The organism is Streptomyces sp. NPDC056580 (genome assembly GCF_042793175.1).
Classification (GTDB): Bacteria; Actinomycetota; Actinomycetes; order Streptomycetales; family Streptomycetaceae; genus Streptomyces.
Window position 1 is genome coordinate 546,479 of sequence record NZ_JBHTVE010000002.1, and the last position, 15,491, is coordinate 561,969.

The 15,491-nt window shown below is 74.0% G+C and carries 13 protein-coding genes; 7 read left to right on the top strand and 6 right to left on the bottom strand.

Translation table 11 applies throughout. The features are described from left to right. Positions 1-5: 5 nt before the first annotated feature. Positions 6-1,895, bottom strand: a complete 1,890-nt coding sequence (locus tag ACFQ9Z_RS06225; protein WP_383011466.1) for a phosphatidylglycerol lysyltransferase domain-containing protein — start codon at positions 1,893-1,895, stop codon at positions 6-8. A gap of 55 nt (positions 1,896-1,950) precedes the next feature. Further along, the gene (gene cobT / locus ACFQ9Z_RS06230) at positions 1,951-3,093 is read right to left on the bottom strand and encodes a nicotinate-nucleotide--dimethylbenzimidazole phosphoribosyltransferase (protein ID WP_383011469.1); all 1,143 of its coding nucleotides are present in this window, start codon (positions 3,091-3,093) and stop codon (positions 1,951-1,953) included. A gap of 133 nt (positions 3,094-3,226) precedes the next feature. Here cobT and ACFQ9Z_RS06235 point away from each other — a divergent pair, with 133 nt between their 5' ends. Beyond that, positions 3,227-4,231, top strand: coding sequence for a class I SAM-dependent methyltransferase (locus ACFQ9Z_RS06235; protein ID WP_383011472.1), 1,005 nt, complete (start codon positions 3,227-3,229; stop codon positions 4,229-4,231). 209 nt (positions 4,232-4,440) lie between these two features. On the opposite strand, the gene ACFQ9Z_RS06240 is transcribed toward ACFQ9Z_RS06235, so the two are convergent. After that, positions 4,441-5,643, bottom strand: a complete 1,203-nt coding sequence (locus tag ACFQ9Z_RS06240; protein WP_383011475.1) for a bifunctional adenosylcobinamide kinase/adenosylcobinamide-phosphate guanylyltransferase — start codon at positions 5,641-5,643, stop codon at positions 4,441-4,443. An 80-nt stretch (positions 5,644-5,723) separates the two neighbouring features. Here ACFQ9Z_RS06240 and ACFQ9Z_RS06245 point away from each other — a divergent pair, with 80 nt between their 5' ends. Beyond that, positions 5,724-5,936 (top strand): hypothetical protein, encoded by a 213-nt coding sequence (locus ACFQ9Z_RS06245; RefSeq protein WP_143639167.1) that lies wholly within the window; start codon positions 5,724-5,726, stop codon positions 5,934-5,936. 40 nt (positions 5,937-5,976) lie between these two features. Here the strand turns inward: ACFQ9Z_RS06245 and ACFQ9Z_RS06250 are convergent, their stop codons facing one another. The 3 genes from ACFQ9Z_RS06250 to ACFQ9Z_RS06260 form a co-directional block, all read right to left on the bottom strand. Next, positions 5,977-7,047 (bottom strand): S1C family serine protease, encoded by a 1,071-nt coding sequence (locus ACFQ9Z_RS06250; RefSeq protein WP_383011480.1) that lies wholly within the window; start codon positions 7,045-7,047, stop codon positions 5,977-5,979. A 259-nt stretch (positions 7,048-7,306) separates the two neighbouring features. Then, complete coding sequence (locus ACFQ9Z_RS06255) at positions 7,307-8,044, bottom strand: class I SAM-dependent methyltransferase (RefSeq protein WP_383011851.1); 738 nt, start codon at positions 8,042-8,044, stop codon at positions 7,307-7,309. Between the two features lie 74 nt (positions 8,045-8,118). Beyond that, complete coding sequence (locus tag ACFQ9Z_RS06260; protein WP_383011485.1) at positions 8,119-8,715, bottom strand: DUF3043 domain-containing protein; 597 nt, start codon at positions 8,713-8,715, stop codon at positions 8,119-8,121. Positions 8,716-9,025: 310 nt separating this feature from the next. Between ACFQ9Z_RS06260 and ACFQ9Z_RS06265 the strand changes: the two genes are divergently transcribed. The 5 genes from ACFQ9Z_RS06265 to ACFQ9Z_RS06285 all read left to right on the top strand — a co-directional run bounded on the left by ACFQ9Z_RS06265 (position 9,026) and on the right by ACFQ9Z_RS06285 (position 15,443). Next, entirely contained in the window at positions 9,026-9,817 is a 792-nt protein-coding gene (locus tag ACFQ9Z_RS06265; RefSeq protein WP_383011487.1) for a PspA/IM30 family protein, read from the top strand. Positions 9,818-9,850: 33 nt separating this feature from the next. Continuing rightward, positions 9,851-10,129 (top strand): hypothetical protein, encoded by a 279-nt coding sequence (locus tag ACFQ9Z_RS06270; RefSeq protein ID WP_383011490.1) that lies wholly within the window; start codon positions 9,851-9,853, stop codon positions 10,127-10,129. Positions 10,130-10,293: 164 nt separating this feature from the next. Continuing rightward, positions 10,294-11,514 (top strand): sensor histidine kinase, encoded by a 1,221-nt coding sequence (locus ACFQ9Z_RS06275; protein ID WP_383011493.1) that lies wholly within the window; start codon positions 10,294-10,296, stop codon positions 11,512-11,514. Then, positions 11,511-12,188, top strand: coding sequence for a response regulator (locus tag ACFQ9Z_RS06280; RefSeq protein ID WP_383011496.1), 678 nt, complete (start codon positions 11,511-11,513; stop codon positions 12,186-12,188). The genes ACFQ9Z_RS06275 and ACFQ9Z_RS06280 overlap by 4 nt, the downstream gene beginning before the upstream one ends. Before the next feature lie 156 nt (positions 12,189-12,344). Then, positions 12,345-15,443: an efflux RND transporter permease subunit gene (locus ACFQ9Z_RS06285; RefSeq protein WP_383011499.1), complete on the top strand. Its 3,099-nt coding sequence runs from the start codon at positions 12,345-12,347 to the stop codon at positions 15,441-15,443. Positions 15,444-15,491 lie beyond the last annotated feature (48 nt).

Genomic DNA, 15,491 nt, shown 5'->3' on the forward strand with positions numbered 1-15,491 from the left:
GTTCCTCATCGGTGCGTCTCCAGATGCCTGCGGTGCGCCCACTCCGGCGGCCCGGGAGCGTCGGGGCCCGTCGCCGGATTCCCGCCTGCCGCGCGGCGCCTCGCGACCGCGCGCACCAGACGCCGCGCGGCCCGCCCCCCGGGCGGACGCCGGGAATCCGACGACAGGCCCCCCAGGAACCCCTCGGCCCGCGCCGACGCGAGGCCGATGCGCAGCAGGTCCGCGCTCTTCTCGAAGAGCAGGAACCTCGGTTCCCAGATGGGCCGGTACTTCGCGTTGGCGCGGTACAGCGACTCGATCTGCCACCAGCGGGAGAAGAAGCTGAGCAGCGACCGCCACAGCCTCAGCACCGGACCGGCGCCGAGGCGCGCGCCACGTTCGAAGACCGAGCGGAACATCGCGAAGTTGAGCGAGACCTGCGTGATCCCGGTCTCCCCGGACCGCCGCAGCAGCTCGATGACCATGAACTCCATCAGCCCGTTGTCGGAGTCCCGGTCCCGCCGCATGAGGTCGAGGGACAGCCCGTGCGGCCCCCAGGGCACGAAGGAGAGCAGCGCCCGCAGCCTGCCCCCGGCGTCCGTGCACTCCAGCATCACGCACCGGCCGTCCTCGGGGTCCGCGAGCCGCCCCAGCGCCATGCTGAAGCCGCGCTCGCCGGCCCCGTCCCGCCAGTCGTCGGCGCGCTCCACGAGGTACGCCATCTCCGCCGCCGGAATGTCCTCGTGCCGCCGGATCCGCACCCGGTACCCGGCCCGCCGCACCCGGTTGTACGCCTGCCGCACCGTGCGCATCGCCCGTCCCTCGAGGGTGAACTCGGCGACCTCCACGATCGCCTCGTCGCCGAGTTCCAGCGCGTCCAGACCGTGCCGGGCGTAGACCGTGCCCGCCTCCTCGCTCGCCCCCATCACGGCCGGGATCCACCCGTGCGCCCGTGCCTCGGTCAGCCACGGCCCGATCGCCCCGGGCCACGCCTCCGGGTCGCCGAGCGGGTCGCCGGAGGCGAGGCTCACCCCGCCGACGACGCGGTAGGCGACGGCCGCCTTCCCGGTCGGCGACCACACCACGCTCTTCTCCCGGCGCAGCGCGAAGTAGCCGAGCGAGTCCCGCTCCCCGTGCCGCTCCAGCAGCGCCCGCAGCCGTTTCTCGTCGTCCTCGGTGAGCGGGTCCACGGCGCGCCGCGAGCGGAAGGCGGCGTAGAAGACGGCCAGGACGAGCGCCGTGCTGAGCACGTTGACCGTCACGTTGGCCCAGTTGGGCGGGTCGATCCCGGGGAAGCGGCTCTCGTCCGCGGCCACCGAGATGAGCCGCAGCGTGCCGTAGTGCCAGCGCTCGAGAAACGTCGAACGGGCCGCGTCCGGGGCCTGGTTGGTGACCGTGACCAGCGCACCGGCGAGCAGCGAGGCGAGCAGGCCGCCGCCCACCGCCACGGTCGCGGCCAGCCGCGGGTTCGACCGGTCACCCCTGGCGTAGAACTCCCGCCGACCGGCCAGCAGCGATCCGGTGAAGACGGCCGTGAGGGCCAGGGAGACCCAGTTCTGCGCGTACTGCCGGATCTCCGGGAACGTCATGGCGAAGGCGAACAGAGCCAGGAACGGCCCGCTCAGCACCATGTTCAGGATCCAGGCGGCCCGTTTGCGCCGCCGCATGGTGATGGCCAGGAACGCGGTGAACACGCCCGAGGCGAAGCCGGCGGTCAGCAGGTAGGGCGTGAAGAGGTTCTCCTGGTTGTGCCGGCGCACGTCCTGCCCCAGCGAAACCCACACCCCGCTCAGGAAGTTGACGAACGCGACGGCCCGCAGGTACCAGACGGCGAACGCGGCGGCCCGGCGGGAGGCGCCGCCGGACCGCCGCCCCGGCTCGGCCTGCTGTTCCACGGCAAATCGGGCATCTCCCATGAGGAAGGATCATATGGGGGCCCTCGCCGCGAACCGTGCAGCCGACCGCGACCGGCTACTCCTTCTCCGGCCCCGTCTCCCGGCCCGGCCCCGGCCCCGCACCCGGCGCGGCGTTCCCGTCCTCCGGCTCCGGCTTCTCGTCCGCCCCGGGCTCCGGCTCCTCGGGCAGCTCGGCCGCCAGCGCGGCGGCGGCCCGCACCAGCGGCAGCGCCAGCAGCGCCCCCACGCCCTCGCCGACCTTCACGCCCTGCTCCAGCATCGGCTCCAGCGCCATCCGGTCCAGCGCCTTCGCCTGCCCCGGCTCCCCGCTGTCGTGCCCGGCCAGCCACCAGTCGGGCGCCCGGAACGCGACCCGCTGGGCGACCAGGGCGCACGCTGCGGACACCACGCCGTCCAGGATCACCGGCAGCTTGCGCACGGCGCACTGCAACAGGAACCCGGTCATCGCGGCCAGGTCGGCGCCGCCCACGGTGGCGAGGAGCTGGAGCTGGTCGCCGAGCACCGGGCGCGCCCGCCGCAGCGCGTCCCGGATCGCCGCGCACTTGCGCATCCACGCCAGGTCGTCGACCGGCCGGCCGCCCCGCCCGGTCACCACGGACGCGTCGGTCCCGCACAGCGCCGCGACCAGCACCGCGGCGGCCGTGGTCCCGCCCACGCTCAGGTCGCCGAGCACCACCAGGTCCGTCCCCGAGTCGGCCTCCTCGTCGGCGACCGCCACGCCGGCCCGGAAGGCCGCCTCGGCCTCGTCCGCGGTGAGCGCGTCCTCGATGTCGATGCGGCCGCTGCCGCGCCGCACGCGGTGGCGCACGACGTCCTCCGGGAAGGACTCCGGCGGGCAGTCCAGCGACATGTCCACCACGCGCACCGGGACGTCCAGCCGGCGCGCGAGCACCGACACCGGGCTGCCGCCCTCCAGCACCGCCCGCACCAGCCGCTCGGCGCTGCCCGCCGGCCGTGCGGAGACGCCGAGTTCCGCGACGCCGTGATCACCGGCGAAGAGCACCACCCGCGGCCGCTCGACCGGCCGTACCGGTACGGCGCCCTGCGCGGCGGACAGCCACTCGCCCAGCTCGTCCAGCCGTCCGAGCGACCCGGGCGGCACGATCTGGCGCTCGCGCCGGGCCTCGGCGTCACGGCGAACGCCCCCGTCCGGGCGCTCGATCAGATCGGTGAAGTCGTCCAGTTCAAGGCTGCTCATTCGCCGAACAGTACCGGCAGCGGACGAACCCGCCCGCGCCACATCGCCACCGCGCGGTGACGACGTCTTTGCACCCAAGATCGGTATCCCATACGTTCCGGTTTGCCGCGGAATGTCGCCCTGGGAGCCGTCCATGCAGCCCTCGTCCTCCTCCACGCCGGTCAACGAGCCCTACGACCCCTTCCTGGAACCGCGCCGCGGGGACTGCCCCTGGTGCGGCTCCCGGCGCCTGCGCACCCTGATGCGCGCCCCCGATCCGCTGCGGCACCGGCCGGGCAGCCACGCCCTCGACGAGTGCGGCGACTGCCGCCACGTCTTCCAGAACCCCCGGCTCACCGCGGAGGGCCTCGCCTTCTACCACCGGGACTCCTACGTGCGACAGCTCGAGGAGTTCGCCGGGCGGCTCCGCTCCGCCCGCACGGTCCGCCGCCGCCACCGCGCCGCCGCGCACGCGCTGTCGGCGCTGCCCGACCCGGAGAGCTGGCTGGACGTGGGCACGGGACACGCCCGCTTCCCCGAGGCGGCGAAGGAGTTCTTCCCGTACACCAGCTTCGACGGCCTGGACCCGACGGCCCGCGTCGAACAGGCCCTGCTGGAGGGCCGCGTCGAGGAGGCCCACCGCGGCTACCTGAGCACCCCGGGCACGGCGGCCCGCCTGCGCGCCCGCTACGACGTGGTCAGCATGTTCCACCACCTGCAGCACGCCCCGGAGCCGCGCGCCGAACTCCGCGCCGCGCTCGCCGTCCTGCGGCCCGGCGGCCACCTCGTCGTCGAAGTCCCCGACCCGCGCTGCGCGTTCGCCGCACTCCTGGGCAGGTGGTGGTGGTCCTACGGACAGCCGAGGCACCTGCACCTGCCGCCCCTCGCCAACCTCCGCGCGGAGCTGGAGCGGCAGGGCTGCACGGTCCTCGTCACCGACCGCTGCGCCCCGCACATCCCCTACGACCTGTCGGCGGCCCTCACCCTGGCCCTGTCCCGCACCCATTCCCTCCTGCGGGCCGCGGCAGCCCCCCTGGCCGACCTCGCCCGGGCGCTGGACCACACCCTCTCCCCCCTGGCCCGTCACACCCCCTTCTCCAACGCCTACCGCCTCGTGGCCCGCAAGAACACGGCGGCCGCCGTTCAGCCATCGCCCTGAGCGGGACACAGCCGCCCCGGGACCGGGCGGAAGGCGCGCGGGGAACCGCGCGACCGGGCGCCACGTGCCCACACCGGGCCACGAACGGCACCCCGACCACGAACGGCACCCCGGCGGCGGGCGGCATCCCGGTGGCGGGCGGCGCCTCGGCGGCGGGCGGCATCCCGGCGGCGCCCGTCCGAGGCCCGGCGCCGGGCCGACCACGCGCCTCAGCCGCGGAGCACCACCGCCTGTCCCGCCACGACCAGCAGCACCTGCTCGCACTCGGCCGCGAACGCCGCGTTCAACCGCCCCAGCTCGTCCCGGTACCGCCGCCCGGAGGCAGTCGCCGGCACGATCCCCGACCCCACCTCGTTGGACACCGCGACCACGGTCCGCCGGGCGCTCCGCACCGCCGCCGTCAGCTCCCGCACCCGCTCCCGCAGCGCCTTCTCCCCGCCTCCGGCCCACTCCGCGTCGTCCCACGCCCCGACGGAGTCCATGACGTCCGTCAGCCACAGCGACAGACAGTCGATCAGCACCGGCGGCCCGTCCCCGGCCAGCAGCGGCAGCAGGTCCGTCGTCTCCGTCGTACGCCACGACCCCGGCCGCCGCTCCCGGTGCGCGGCCACCCGCGCCGCCCACTCGGTGTCGCCGCCGCGCGTGCCGCCCGTGGCCACGTACAGCACGTCGGGGAAGGCCTCCAGACGCCGTTCGGCCTCCACCGACTTGCCCGAGCGCGCTCCGCCGAGCACCAGCGTCCGGCGCGGCACGTCCGGCACCTCCTCGTACGCGCCGACCATCAGCGTCGTGCCGTCCGGGACCGCCCGCGCGCCCGCCGCCGCGAGCCGCCGCCGCAGCTCCGCGCCCTGCGGCACGTCGTGGCCGAGGTGCACGGCGACGACGTCCGTGGTCGGGTCCACCGAACCCACCGCCCGCAGCCGGGCCAGCGCGTCCGGCCGGCCGACGACGTCGGCGAGGACCATCTGGTACGTCTCCGGGGCCGGCTCCTCCAGGCCGGCCGGCGCCCCGCCCGGCGGCAGGTACAGCAGCCGCTGCCCGTCCGGTCCGCTCACCGCGTACCCGGTGCCGCCCGCGTCCATCGCCACCGCCCGTACCCGATGGCCCGTCAGCAGCGCCAACTCCCGCCCGTCCGGCACCCGTCCGGGCTGCGGCAGCCCGGCCGGCACCTCCACCGGCGGCCCGTCGTGCGGATGGGACAGCAGCACCTGCCGTACTCCGCCCAGCGAATGCCCGGACCGGGCGGCCGCGAGCGCCGCGCCCGGCGTCAGATCGAGCAGCAGGGCCCCGTCCACGAGCAGCGCGGTGGCCGCCCGCGCGTCGGGGCCCAGCGCGGTCGCGCAGACGGCGCAGGAACAGTCGGGGCGGGGCAGTCCCGCGGGGGCGCCGGTGCCGAGCAGAGTGACTTCCACGGACCGATTTTCACCCTTCCCAGCAGGTCTTGCGCTTCCGGCTAGTCTGCCGGGGCAGAGTTGGATCAGAGGAGGCCCATATGACGGCATGGACGTGGCGGTTCGAGAAGGCCGACGGGACGGAGGTCCAGCCCGCGGTGCAGCCCGAGGAGTTCACCACCCAGGGGGACGCCGAGTCCTGGATCGGCGAGCACTGGAAGGCGCTGCAGGAAGGCGGCGCGGACCAGGTGCGCCTGTTCGAGGAGACCAGCGAGATCTACGGCCCGATGAGCCTGCACGCCGAGGCGTCGTAAGCCGCGGCCGGGGAGTGGGGAGGAGCCGCGGCCGCCCTCCTCACTGCTCACCCAGTGTCACCTCCACCGTCTTCGCCGCGCCGTCGCGCTCGTAGGTCACCGGGACCCGCTGCCCCGGCCGCCGGGCCGCCAGCGCCTCGGACAGCCCGGTGGCGGAGGTGACCGGGGTGCGGTCCACCCCGGTGATAACGTCGCCGGCCCGCAGCCCGGCCCGGGCGGCCGGGCCGCCGCCGGTGACGGTCACCACCGCGGCCCCGGCCGGCCGGTAGCCGTCGTCCACCACCGTGCGCACGGTGACGCCGAGCGCGGCCCGCCCCGAGTCGACGACCTTGCCGTTCTGGACGATCTGGTCGGCGACCGTCCGCACCATCGACGCGGGGATGGCGAAACCGATGCCGGGCGCCGCGCCGCCCCCCAGGTCGGGATCGGACGCGGCGAGCGTCGGGATGCCGATGACCTGCCCCTCGAGGTTCACCAGCGCCCCGCCGCTGTTGCCCGGGTTGATGGCCGCCGAGGTCTGCACCATGTTCGCGATGGTGGCGCCGGTACCGCCGTCCGAGCCGCCCTCGCTGACGGTCCGTCCGGTCGCCGAGACGATGCCCTGGGTCACGCTGGACGACAGTCCGAGCGGTGAGCCCATGGCCAGCACGATATGGCCGACCTGCACCGCCTCGGAGTTCCCGAACACCGCCGCCCGCAGCCCGGCCGGCACCCGGTCCAGCCTGATCACCGCGAGGTCCTGCTCGGGGTAGGAGTACACCAGGCTCGCGGTGAGCGGCTCCTCGCTGTTGGCCGTGGTCACCCGGAAGGTCTTCTCGGCCCCGACCACGTGCGCATTGGTGACGATGTGCCCCCGGTCGTCGTACACGACCCCGGAGCCGAGGTCACGGCTCGCCTGGATCTGCACGACCGACGGCAGGACCTCCTTGATCACCTTCAGGAACCGGCCCTGCACGTCGTCCGGCCCCAGCGGGAGCGCCGCCCGGTCGGACGCGCCGGGCCGCTCCACCGGCGTCGCCGGCGCCGTACAGCCGGCGGCGAGCAGCACGGCACAGACCAGCACGGGAACGCGGGCGCCCCTCAGGCGGGCGCGGCCACGGGAAACGTCCATGCCCCGAGTGTTTCCACCCGCGACCCCCCGGGCCCGCCCGATACGTCCGAACGGCCCCGGACACCGCCGGCCGCCGGTGACGTCGCCGCGGCGACCGCGACGCCCCCGGTGGCATTCCCCGTCCGGCCGTGACCCGGGAATGCCGCCGTGCCCCAGGGAACGCCGCCGGGGCCCGGAACGCCGCCGGGGTCCGGCCGGCCCCAGGGCCTGCCGGGCCACGCGGCCGCCTCGGGCTACGAGGCCCTGTCGCGACAGGCCCCTAGCCGCGCACCCCGCACAGGTGCAGCAGAGCCGCGACCGCCCGGTAGGGGTCCGTGCGCCCCGCCCGGTCCTCGGCCGCCAGCAGGGTCTCCAGGTCGTCCGGGATCTCCGCGTCGTCCGCCGCGGTGCCGGTGAAGACCTGCACGCCGTACCAGGCGTGCAGCGGGGCGGCGATGCCGGCCAGGGTGGCGGTCAGCGCCGCCAGCCGGTCGGCCCGTACGTCCGGGCCGGGACGGTCGGGAGCCTGCGCGTCCGGGTCCGTCCGCGGACCGGGGAGGCGGGGGGCGGTGCCGAAGGCGGCCAGCGCCCCCGGCCAGTCGCCGGACAGGCCCGGCCGCATGGCGAGCGCGTCGCCGTTGCACACGAGGAGGGACAGCAGTCCGCCGGGCGCGAGCATCCGGGCCAGGCCCGCGACCAGCGGGTCGGGCTCCTCCACGTACATCAGTACGCCGTGGCACAGCACCACGTCGAAGCTGCCGGGCAGGAAGTGCACCCCGGTGTCCCGCCCGTCGCCCTGCACCAGACGGACCCGCTCGCGAATGCCCTCGGGCTCACCGGCCAGCGCCCGGCGCGCGGCCGTGACCATCGCCGCGTCCTGCTCGACGCCGGTCACCCGGTGGCCGAGCCGGGCCAGCCGCAGCGCCTGCGTGCCCCGGCCCATCCCCACGTCGAGCACCCGCAGCCGCTGCCCGACCGGGAACCGCCCGGCCATCTGCTCGTCGAGCTGCCGGGCCACCAGCTCCTGTCGCACGACGTCACGCAGCCCGCCCGGCCGGGCGTCGGCCGCACCCCCGGTCAAAGCCTCAGTGCTCAGGGCCGTTCTCCGCGCTTGACCTGCGGCTTCGGCAGCCTGAGCCGGCGCATCTGCAGCGAGCGCATCAGGGCGTAGGCGACCGCGCCCCGGCGGTTCTGGTCGGGGAAGCGCTCGGCCAGTCGCTTGCGCAGCCGGAAGCCGCTGAGCACCGCGTCGACGACGATCAGCACGATCACCACGGCCCACAGCCACAGCGCCAGCGTCTGGATCGACGGCACCCGCACCACGCTCAGCACCAGGATCACCACGGCGAAGGGCAGGAAGAACTCCGCCATGTTGAACCGCGAGTCCACCCAGTCGCGCGCGAACCTGCGCACCGGGCCCTTGTCGCGGGCCGGCAGGTAGCGCTCGTCGCCGCCGGCCAGCGCCTTGCGCTGCCGCTCCAGCGCCTGCCGCCGCTCCTCGCGCTGACGCTTGGCGGCGTCCTTGCGGGTCGTCGGCGTGCTGGCGACGCTGCGGCGCTGCGACTGGGCCTCACTGCGCTTGGGGGTCGGCCTGCCCTTGGGGGCCTGCGGGTCACGGGGCTGCTTGGAGAAGCTCACGGCCGCCTTGTCGGCGGGGGCCTTCTCTTCCTTGGCACGGCTACGGAACACAAAACCCAAGGGTACGGGCTGCACAGGCATGGACCCCAGCCCGCCCGGGAACGATCCGGCAACACCGGACGTCTGTAGGGGGACAGAGGGGACGACGCGGACGCTTCACCCGGCGGTCACCGGAAGGGCGCGAGCGGGCCCGCCCCGGGGATCACCTACTCCTCACGCCGGATCGGCCGGGTCCGCAGTCGTCCTTGGGGATGAGCGCATCGGTCCCCGAACAGTGCGGTAATGGAGTCAGGGCCCGTACTGTGGGTTCTGTCGCTGGATCGGTCAGCTGGAGTCCGTCAGAAGGGGGCGCGCGAAGCCCATGAGCGGTGTCATGAAGCGTATGGGGATGATCTTCCGCGCGAAGGCGAACAAGGCCCTTGACCGGGCCGAGGACCCGCGCGAGACCCTCGATTACTCGTACCAGAAGCAGCTCGAACTGCTTCAGAAGGTGCGCCGCGGGGTCGCCGACGTGGCGACCTCCCGCAAGCGCCTCGAACTCCAGCTCAACCAGCTGCAGCAGCAGTCCTCCAAGCTGGAGGACCAGGGCCGCAAGGCGCTCGCGCTGGGCCGTGAGGACCTCGCACGCGAGGCGCTGTCCCGCCGCGCCGCCCTCCAGCAGCAGGTGACGGACCTGGAGACGCAGCACTCCACCCTCCAGGGCGAGGAGGAGAAGCTCACCCTCGCGGCCCAGCGGCTGCAGGCCAAGGTGGACGCCTTCCGGACGAAGAAGGAGACCATCAAGGCCACCTACACCGCCGCCCAGGCGCAGACCCGCATCGGGGAGGCCTTCTCCGGCATCTCCGAGGAGATGGGCGACGTCGGCCTCGCCATCCAGCGCGCCGAGGACAAGACCGCCCAGCTCCAGGCCCGGGCCGGCGCCATCGACGAACTCCTCGCCTCCGGCGCCCTCGACGACCCCTCCGGAATGGCCAAGGACGACATCCAGGCCGAGCTGGACCGGCTCTCCGGTGGTACGGATGTGGAGCTGGAACTGCAGCGCATGAAGGCCGAGCTGGCCGGGGGCTCCTCGCAGCAGGCCATCGAGGGCGGCACCGGCCAGGCGCAGTCCCAGCAGCAGCCGCAGGACACCCCGCGCTTCGACAAGCAGTAGTCCGGGCCGGGGCCCCGAGCCGAGGAGGCCGACGTGATCGTACGGATCATGGGGGAGGGCCAGGTGAAGCTGGACGACGCCCACTTCGCCGAGCTCAACGAGCTGGACGACGAGCTGCTGGCCGAGGTGGAGGGCGGCGACGAGGCGGGCTTCCGCCGCACGCTCTCCACCCTGCTGGACGCCGTCCGGCGCCTCGGCGCCCCGCTGCCGGACGACGCCCTGGAACCCTCGGAACTCATCCTCCCGTCCCCCGAGGCGACGCTGGAGGAGGTCCGGGAGCTGCTCGGCGACGAGGGGCTCATCCCGGGCTGAGCCGCCCATGGCGGCCCGGACGACGGCGAGAAGACCGCGTGTGAACAGCAGGAACGGGGCGTCCGGCCGACGCGCGCGGCGCGCGCACCGGCCGGACGCCGAGGGCGGGTGAGCTGCGCCTCGCGAGGTTCCGGCGCCCCGCCCCGCCCCGTACTGTTCAGCGGGTGAGCACTCTCGATCGCGCCCGGTGCAGCCTCAAGGCCCACCCCATCGCGCTGGACGCGGCCATCGCGGCGGGTGTGCTGGCGTGCATGGTCGCCGGCTCCTTCGCGGTGCCGCACGGCGCCAAGGGCGTCACCTGGGGCATGCGCGTCCCCGACCCGCTCGGCCTCGTCCTGATGACCCTCGCCGCCGCCGCGCTGGTCCTGCGCCGCCGCTTCCCGAAGGGCGTCCTCGCCGTCACCGGCACCGCCTCCCTGATCGAGTCCCTCACCGGCGACCCGCGCGCCCCGGTCGCGATGGCCGCCGTGGTCGCCCTCTACACCGTCGCCGCGACCACCGACCGCACCACCACCTGGCGCGTCGGCCTGCTCACCATGACCGTGCTGACCGCCGCCGCGATGCTCGCCGGCCCCATGCCCTGGTACGCCCAGGAGAACCTGGGCCTGCTCGCCTGGACCGGCATCGGCGCCACCGCCGGCGACGCGGTGCGCAGCCGCCGCGCCGTCGTGCAGGCCATACGGGAGCGCGCCGAACGCGCCGAGCGCACCCGCGAGGAGGAGGCCCGCCGCCGGGTCGCCGAGGAGCGGCTGCGCATCGCCCGCGACCTGCACGACGTGGTCGCCCACCACATCGCGCTCGTCAACGTGCAGGCCGGGGTCGCCGCGCACGTCATGGACCGCCGGCCCGACCAGGCCAAGGAGGCGCTCGCCCACGTCCGCGAGGCCAGCCGCAGCGCGCTCGACGAACTGCGCGCCACCGTCGGCCTGCTGCGCCAGTCCGGCGACCCCGAGGCGCCCACCGAGCCCGCCCCGGGCCTGAGCCGCCTCGACGAACTCGCCGGCACCTTCCGCAGCGCCGGGCTGCCGGTCGAGGTGGCCCGCACCGACCACGGCACCGAACTCCCTGCCGCCGTGGACCTGGCGGCCTACCGGTGCATCCAGGAGGCCCTGACCAACGTGCGCAAGCACGCCGGCGCCGAGGCGCGGGCCGAGGTCAGCGTCGTACGCGTCGGCGGCAGCATCGAGGTCACCGTGGTGGACGACGGCGCCGGCACGGGCGGTGCGCCGGGCGACGGCGGCGGTCACGGGCTGCTCGGCATGCGGGAGCGGGTCACAGCCGTCGGCGGCATCCTGACCACCGGGCCCCGTTACGGCGGCGGCTTCCGGGTCCATGCGATCCTGCCGGTCACGACCCGTACGACGGCTCCGGGGGAGACCGCATGACGATCCGTGTCCTGCTCGCCGACGACCAGGCGCTGTTGCGCAGCGCGTTCCGGGTGCTGGTCGACTCCGAGTCCGACATGGAGGTGGTGGGCGAGGCCTCCGACGGCGCCGAGGCGGTGCGGCTGGCCGGGGAGCGCGCCGCCGACGTCGTCCTCATGGACATCCGCATGCCCGGCACCGACGGCCTCGCCGCCACCCGCCTGATCAGCGCCGACCCCGACCTGGCCCAGGTGCACGTGGTCATACTGACCACCTTCGAGGTCGACGACTACGTCGTGCAGTCGCTGCGCGCCGGCGCCTGCGGGTTCCTCGGCAAGGGCAGCGAACCCGAAGAACTGCTGAACGCGATCCGGGTCGCCGCCGGCGGTGAGGCGCTGCTCTCCCCGGCCGCCACCAAGGGCCTGATCGCCCGCTTCCTCGCCCAGGGCGGCGACGACGGCCGCGACCCGGCTCGCTCCGAGCGGCTCGGCGCGCTCACCGGCCGGGAGCGCGAGGTCCTGGTCCAGGTCGCCGGCGGCCACTCCAACGACGAGATCGCCGAACGCCTCGAGGTCAGCCCGCTGACGGTGAAGACGCACGTCAACCGGGCCATGGCCAAGCTGGGCGCACGGGACCGGGCACAGCTCGTGGTCATCGCGTACGAGTCGGGTCTGGTACGTCCGAGGATGGACTGATCTCCACCCGCGTGTACTGCGCGCGGAGTAGGCACCGGATAAGGAAATGGACCTGGGGGCTACGGAACCGCCGTCCGGCATGGCCCAAGGTGGGGTGGGCGCTCGTCCGCGCCCCGCAGCAGCTTCTGCCGTTCACAGAAGAGAGATCCCTGACCCATGTCCTGGCTGTCGAGATTCAGCCTCGCACAAAGGGCCCTGATCGGCCTGATGTCGCTCATCGCGCTCGTCTTCGGGCTGATCGCGATCCCTCAGATCAAGCAGCAACTGCTGCCCACCATCGAACTGCCCATGGTGTCGGTCATCGCGCCGTACCAGGGCGCCTCTCCCGACGTCGTGGAGAAGCAGGTCGTCGAGCCCATCGAGAACAACCTGCAGGGCGTCGACGGCGTCACCGGCGTCACCTCCACCGCGAGCGAGGGCAACGCCGTGATCATGGCGTCCTTCGACTACGGCAACGACACCAAGCGGCTCGTCTCCGACGTCCAGCAGGCCGTCAACCGGGCCCGCAACCAGCTTCCCGACGACGTCGACCCGCAGGTCGTCTCCGGCTCCACGGACGACATGCCGACCGTGGTCCTCGCCGTCACCGCCGACAAGGACCAGCAGGCCCTCGCCGACCAGCTCGACACCACCGTCGTGCCGGCCCTGAAGGACATCGACGGCGTCGGCCGCGTCCAGGTCACCGGCGCCCGGGACCTGCAGGTCGCGGTCACCCCGGACGACGCGAAGCTGGCGAAGGCCGGGCTCACCTCCGCCGCCCTCGGCCAGGCCCTGCAGGCGGGCGGCGCGACCGTCCCGGCCGGCTCCTTCGACGAGGACGGCGCCAACCGCACCGTCCAGGTCGGCGGCGGCTTCACCTCGCTGAAGCAGATCCGGGACCTGCGGGTCACCGGTGAGGGCGCGGACGAGCCCGTGCGCCTCGGCGACGTGGCCGCCGTGAAGGAGCAGCCGGCCCCGGCGGACTCCATCACCCGCACCGACGGCCGGCCCAGCCTCGCCGTCAACGTCACCATGGACCACGACGGCAGCGCGGTCTCCATCTCCGACGCGGTCCAGGACAAGCTGCCCGCCCTGCGGGCGGACCTCGGCTCCGGCGCGAAGCTCACGGTCGTCAGCGACCAGGGCCCGGCCGTCTCCAAGTCGATCAAGGGCCTGACGACGGAAGGCGCGCTGGGTCTGCTCTTCGCCGTCCTGATCATCCTGGTCTTCCTGGCCTCGGTCCGCTCGACGCTGGTCACGGCGGTGTCCATCCCGCTGTCGGTGGTCCTCGCGCTCATCGTGCTGTGGACCCGCGGCCTGTCGCTGAACATGCTCACGCTCGGTGCGCTGACCATCGCCATCGGCCGGGTCGTCGACGACTCGATCGTGGTCCTGGAGAACATCAAGCGGCACCTCGGCTACGGCGAGGAGCGCCGGGAGGCGATCCTGGGCGCGGTGCGCGAGGTGGCCGGCGCGGTCACCTCCTCGACCCTCACCACGGTCGCCGTGTTCCTGCCGATCGGCCTGGTCGGCGGCATGGTGGGCGCCCTGTTCGGCTCGTTCAGCATCACCGTGACTGCGGCCCTGCTCGCCTCCCTGCTGGTCTCGCTGACGGTCGTGCCGGTCCTGTCCTACTGGTTCCTGCGCGCGCCCAAGGGCACCCCCGACGACGCCGAGGAGGCGCGCCGGGCGGCAGAGGAGAAGGAGGCCAAGAGCCGCCTCCAGCGGGTCTACGTCCCCGTCCTGCGCTTCGCCACCCGCCGCAGGCTCACCAGCGTGCTGATCGCGGTGGCCGTCCTGGTCGTCACGTTCGGCATGTCCGGACTGCTGAAGACGAACTTCTTCGACCAGGGCGAGCAGGAGGTCCTCACGGTCAAGCAGAAGCTGAAGCCCGGCACCAGCCTGGCGGCCACCGACGCGCAGGCGAAGAAGGTGGAGAAGCTGCTCGCCTCCACCGACGGCGTCAAGGACTACCAGGTCACCGTCGGCTCCTCCGGCTTCATGGCGGCCTTCGGCGGCGGCACCGACACCAACCAGGCGTCGTACCAGGTCATGCTGAAGGACTCGGCGTCCTACGACGACGTGCAGAAGCACCTCGAGGACGGCCTGAAGAAGCTCGACGGCATCGGCACGACCACGGTCTCCGCCGGTGACGGCTTCGGCAGCCAGGACCTCAGCGTCGTGGTCAAGGCCTCGGACGCCGGTGCGCTGCGCGAGGCCGCCGAGCGGGTCCGCTCCACGGTGGCGGGCCTGGACGACGTCACCGACGTCACCAGCGACCTGGCCCAGAGCGTGCCGCGGATCTCGGTCAAGGCCAACGCCGAGGCGGCCGCGGCCGGGTTCGACGACCAGAAGCTGGGCGCCCCGGTCGCGCAGGCCGTGCGCGGCACCACGGCCGCCAAGGCGGTCCTCGACGACACCGAGCGCGACGTCGTCGTGAAGTCGGCCAAGCCCGCCACCACCCTCGCGCAGCTCAAGGCGCTGCGCCTCGGCCCGGTGAAGCTCGGCGACATCGCCACCGTCAAGGTGGTGGACGCACCGGTGTCGATGACCCGCATCGACGGCCGGCGCGCCGCGACCGTCACGGCCCGGCCGACCGGCGACAACACCGGCGCGGTCAGCACCCAGCTCCAGTCGCGGATCAAGGCCCTGAAGCTCCCGGCGGGGGCGCGGGCCGAGATCGGCGGCGTCTCCTCCGACCAGGACGACGCGTTCAAGAACCTGGGTCTGGCCATGCTGGCGGCGATCGCGATCGTCTTCATGCTGCTGGTGGCGACGTTCCGCTCGCTGGTGCAGCCGCTGATCCTGCTGGTGTCCGTGCCGTTCGCGGCCACGGGCGCGATCGGCCTGCTGGTCGTCACGGGCACCCCCATGGGCGTCCCGGCCATGATCGGCATGCTGATGCTGATCGGCATCGTGGTGACCAACGCGATCGTGCTGATCGACCTGATCAACCAGTACCGCAGGCAGGGCCACGGCGTCGTGGAGGCCGTGATCGAGGGTGGCCGGCACCGGCTGCGGCCCATCCTCATGACGGCGCTGGCGACCATCTTCGCCCTGCTCCCGATGGCCCTGGGCGTCACCGGCGAGGGCGGCTTCATCGCCCAGCCCCTGGCGGTGGTCGTCATCGGCGGCCTGATCAGCTCGACCCTGCTGACCCTGCTCCTGGTCCCGACGCTCTACGCGATGCTCGAACTCCGCAAGGAGCGGCGCGCGAAGCGGAAGACGGCCGAGCGGGAGCCGGAGCCCGAGGCGCTGGAGCCCGCGGGCGTCTGAGCGAACGACGGGGCCCGGTCCGCGCAGTGCGCGGACCGGGCCCCGTCG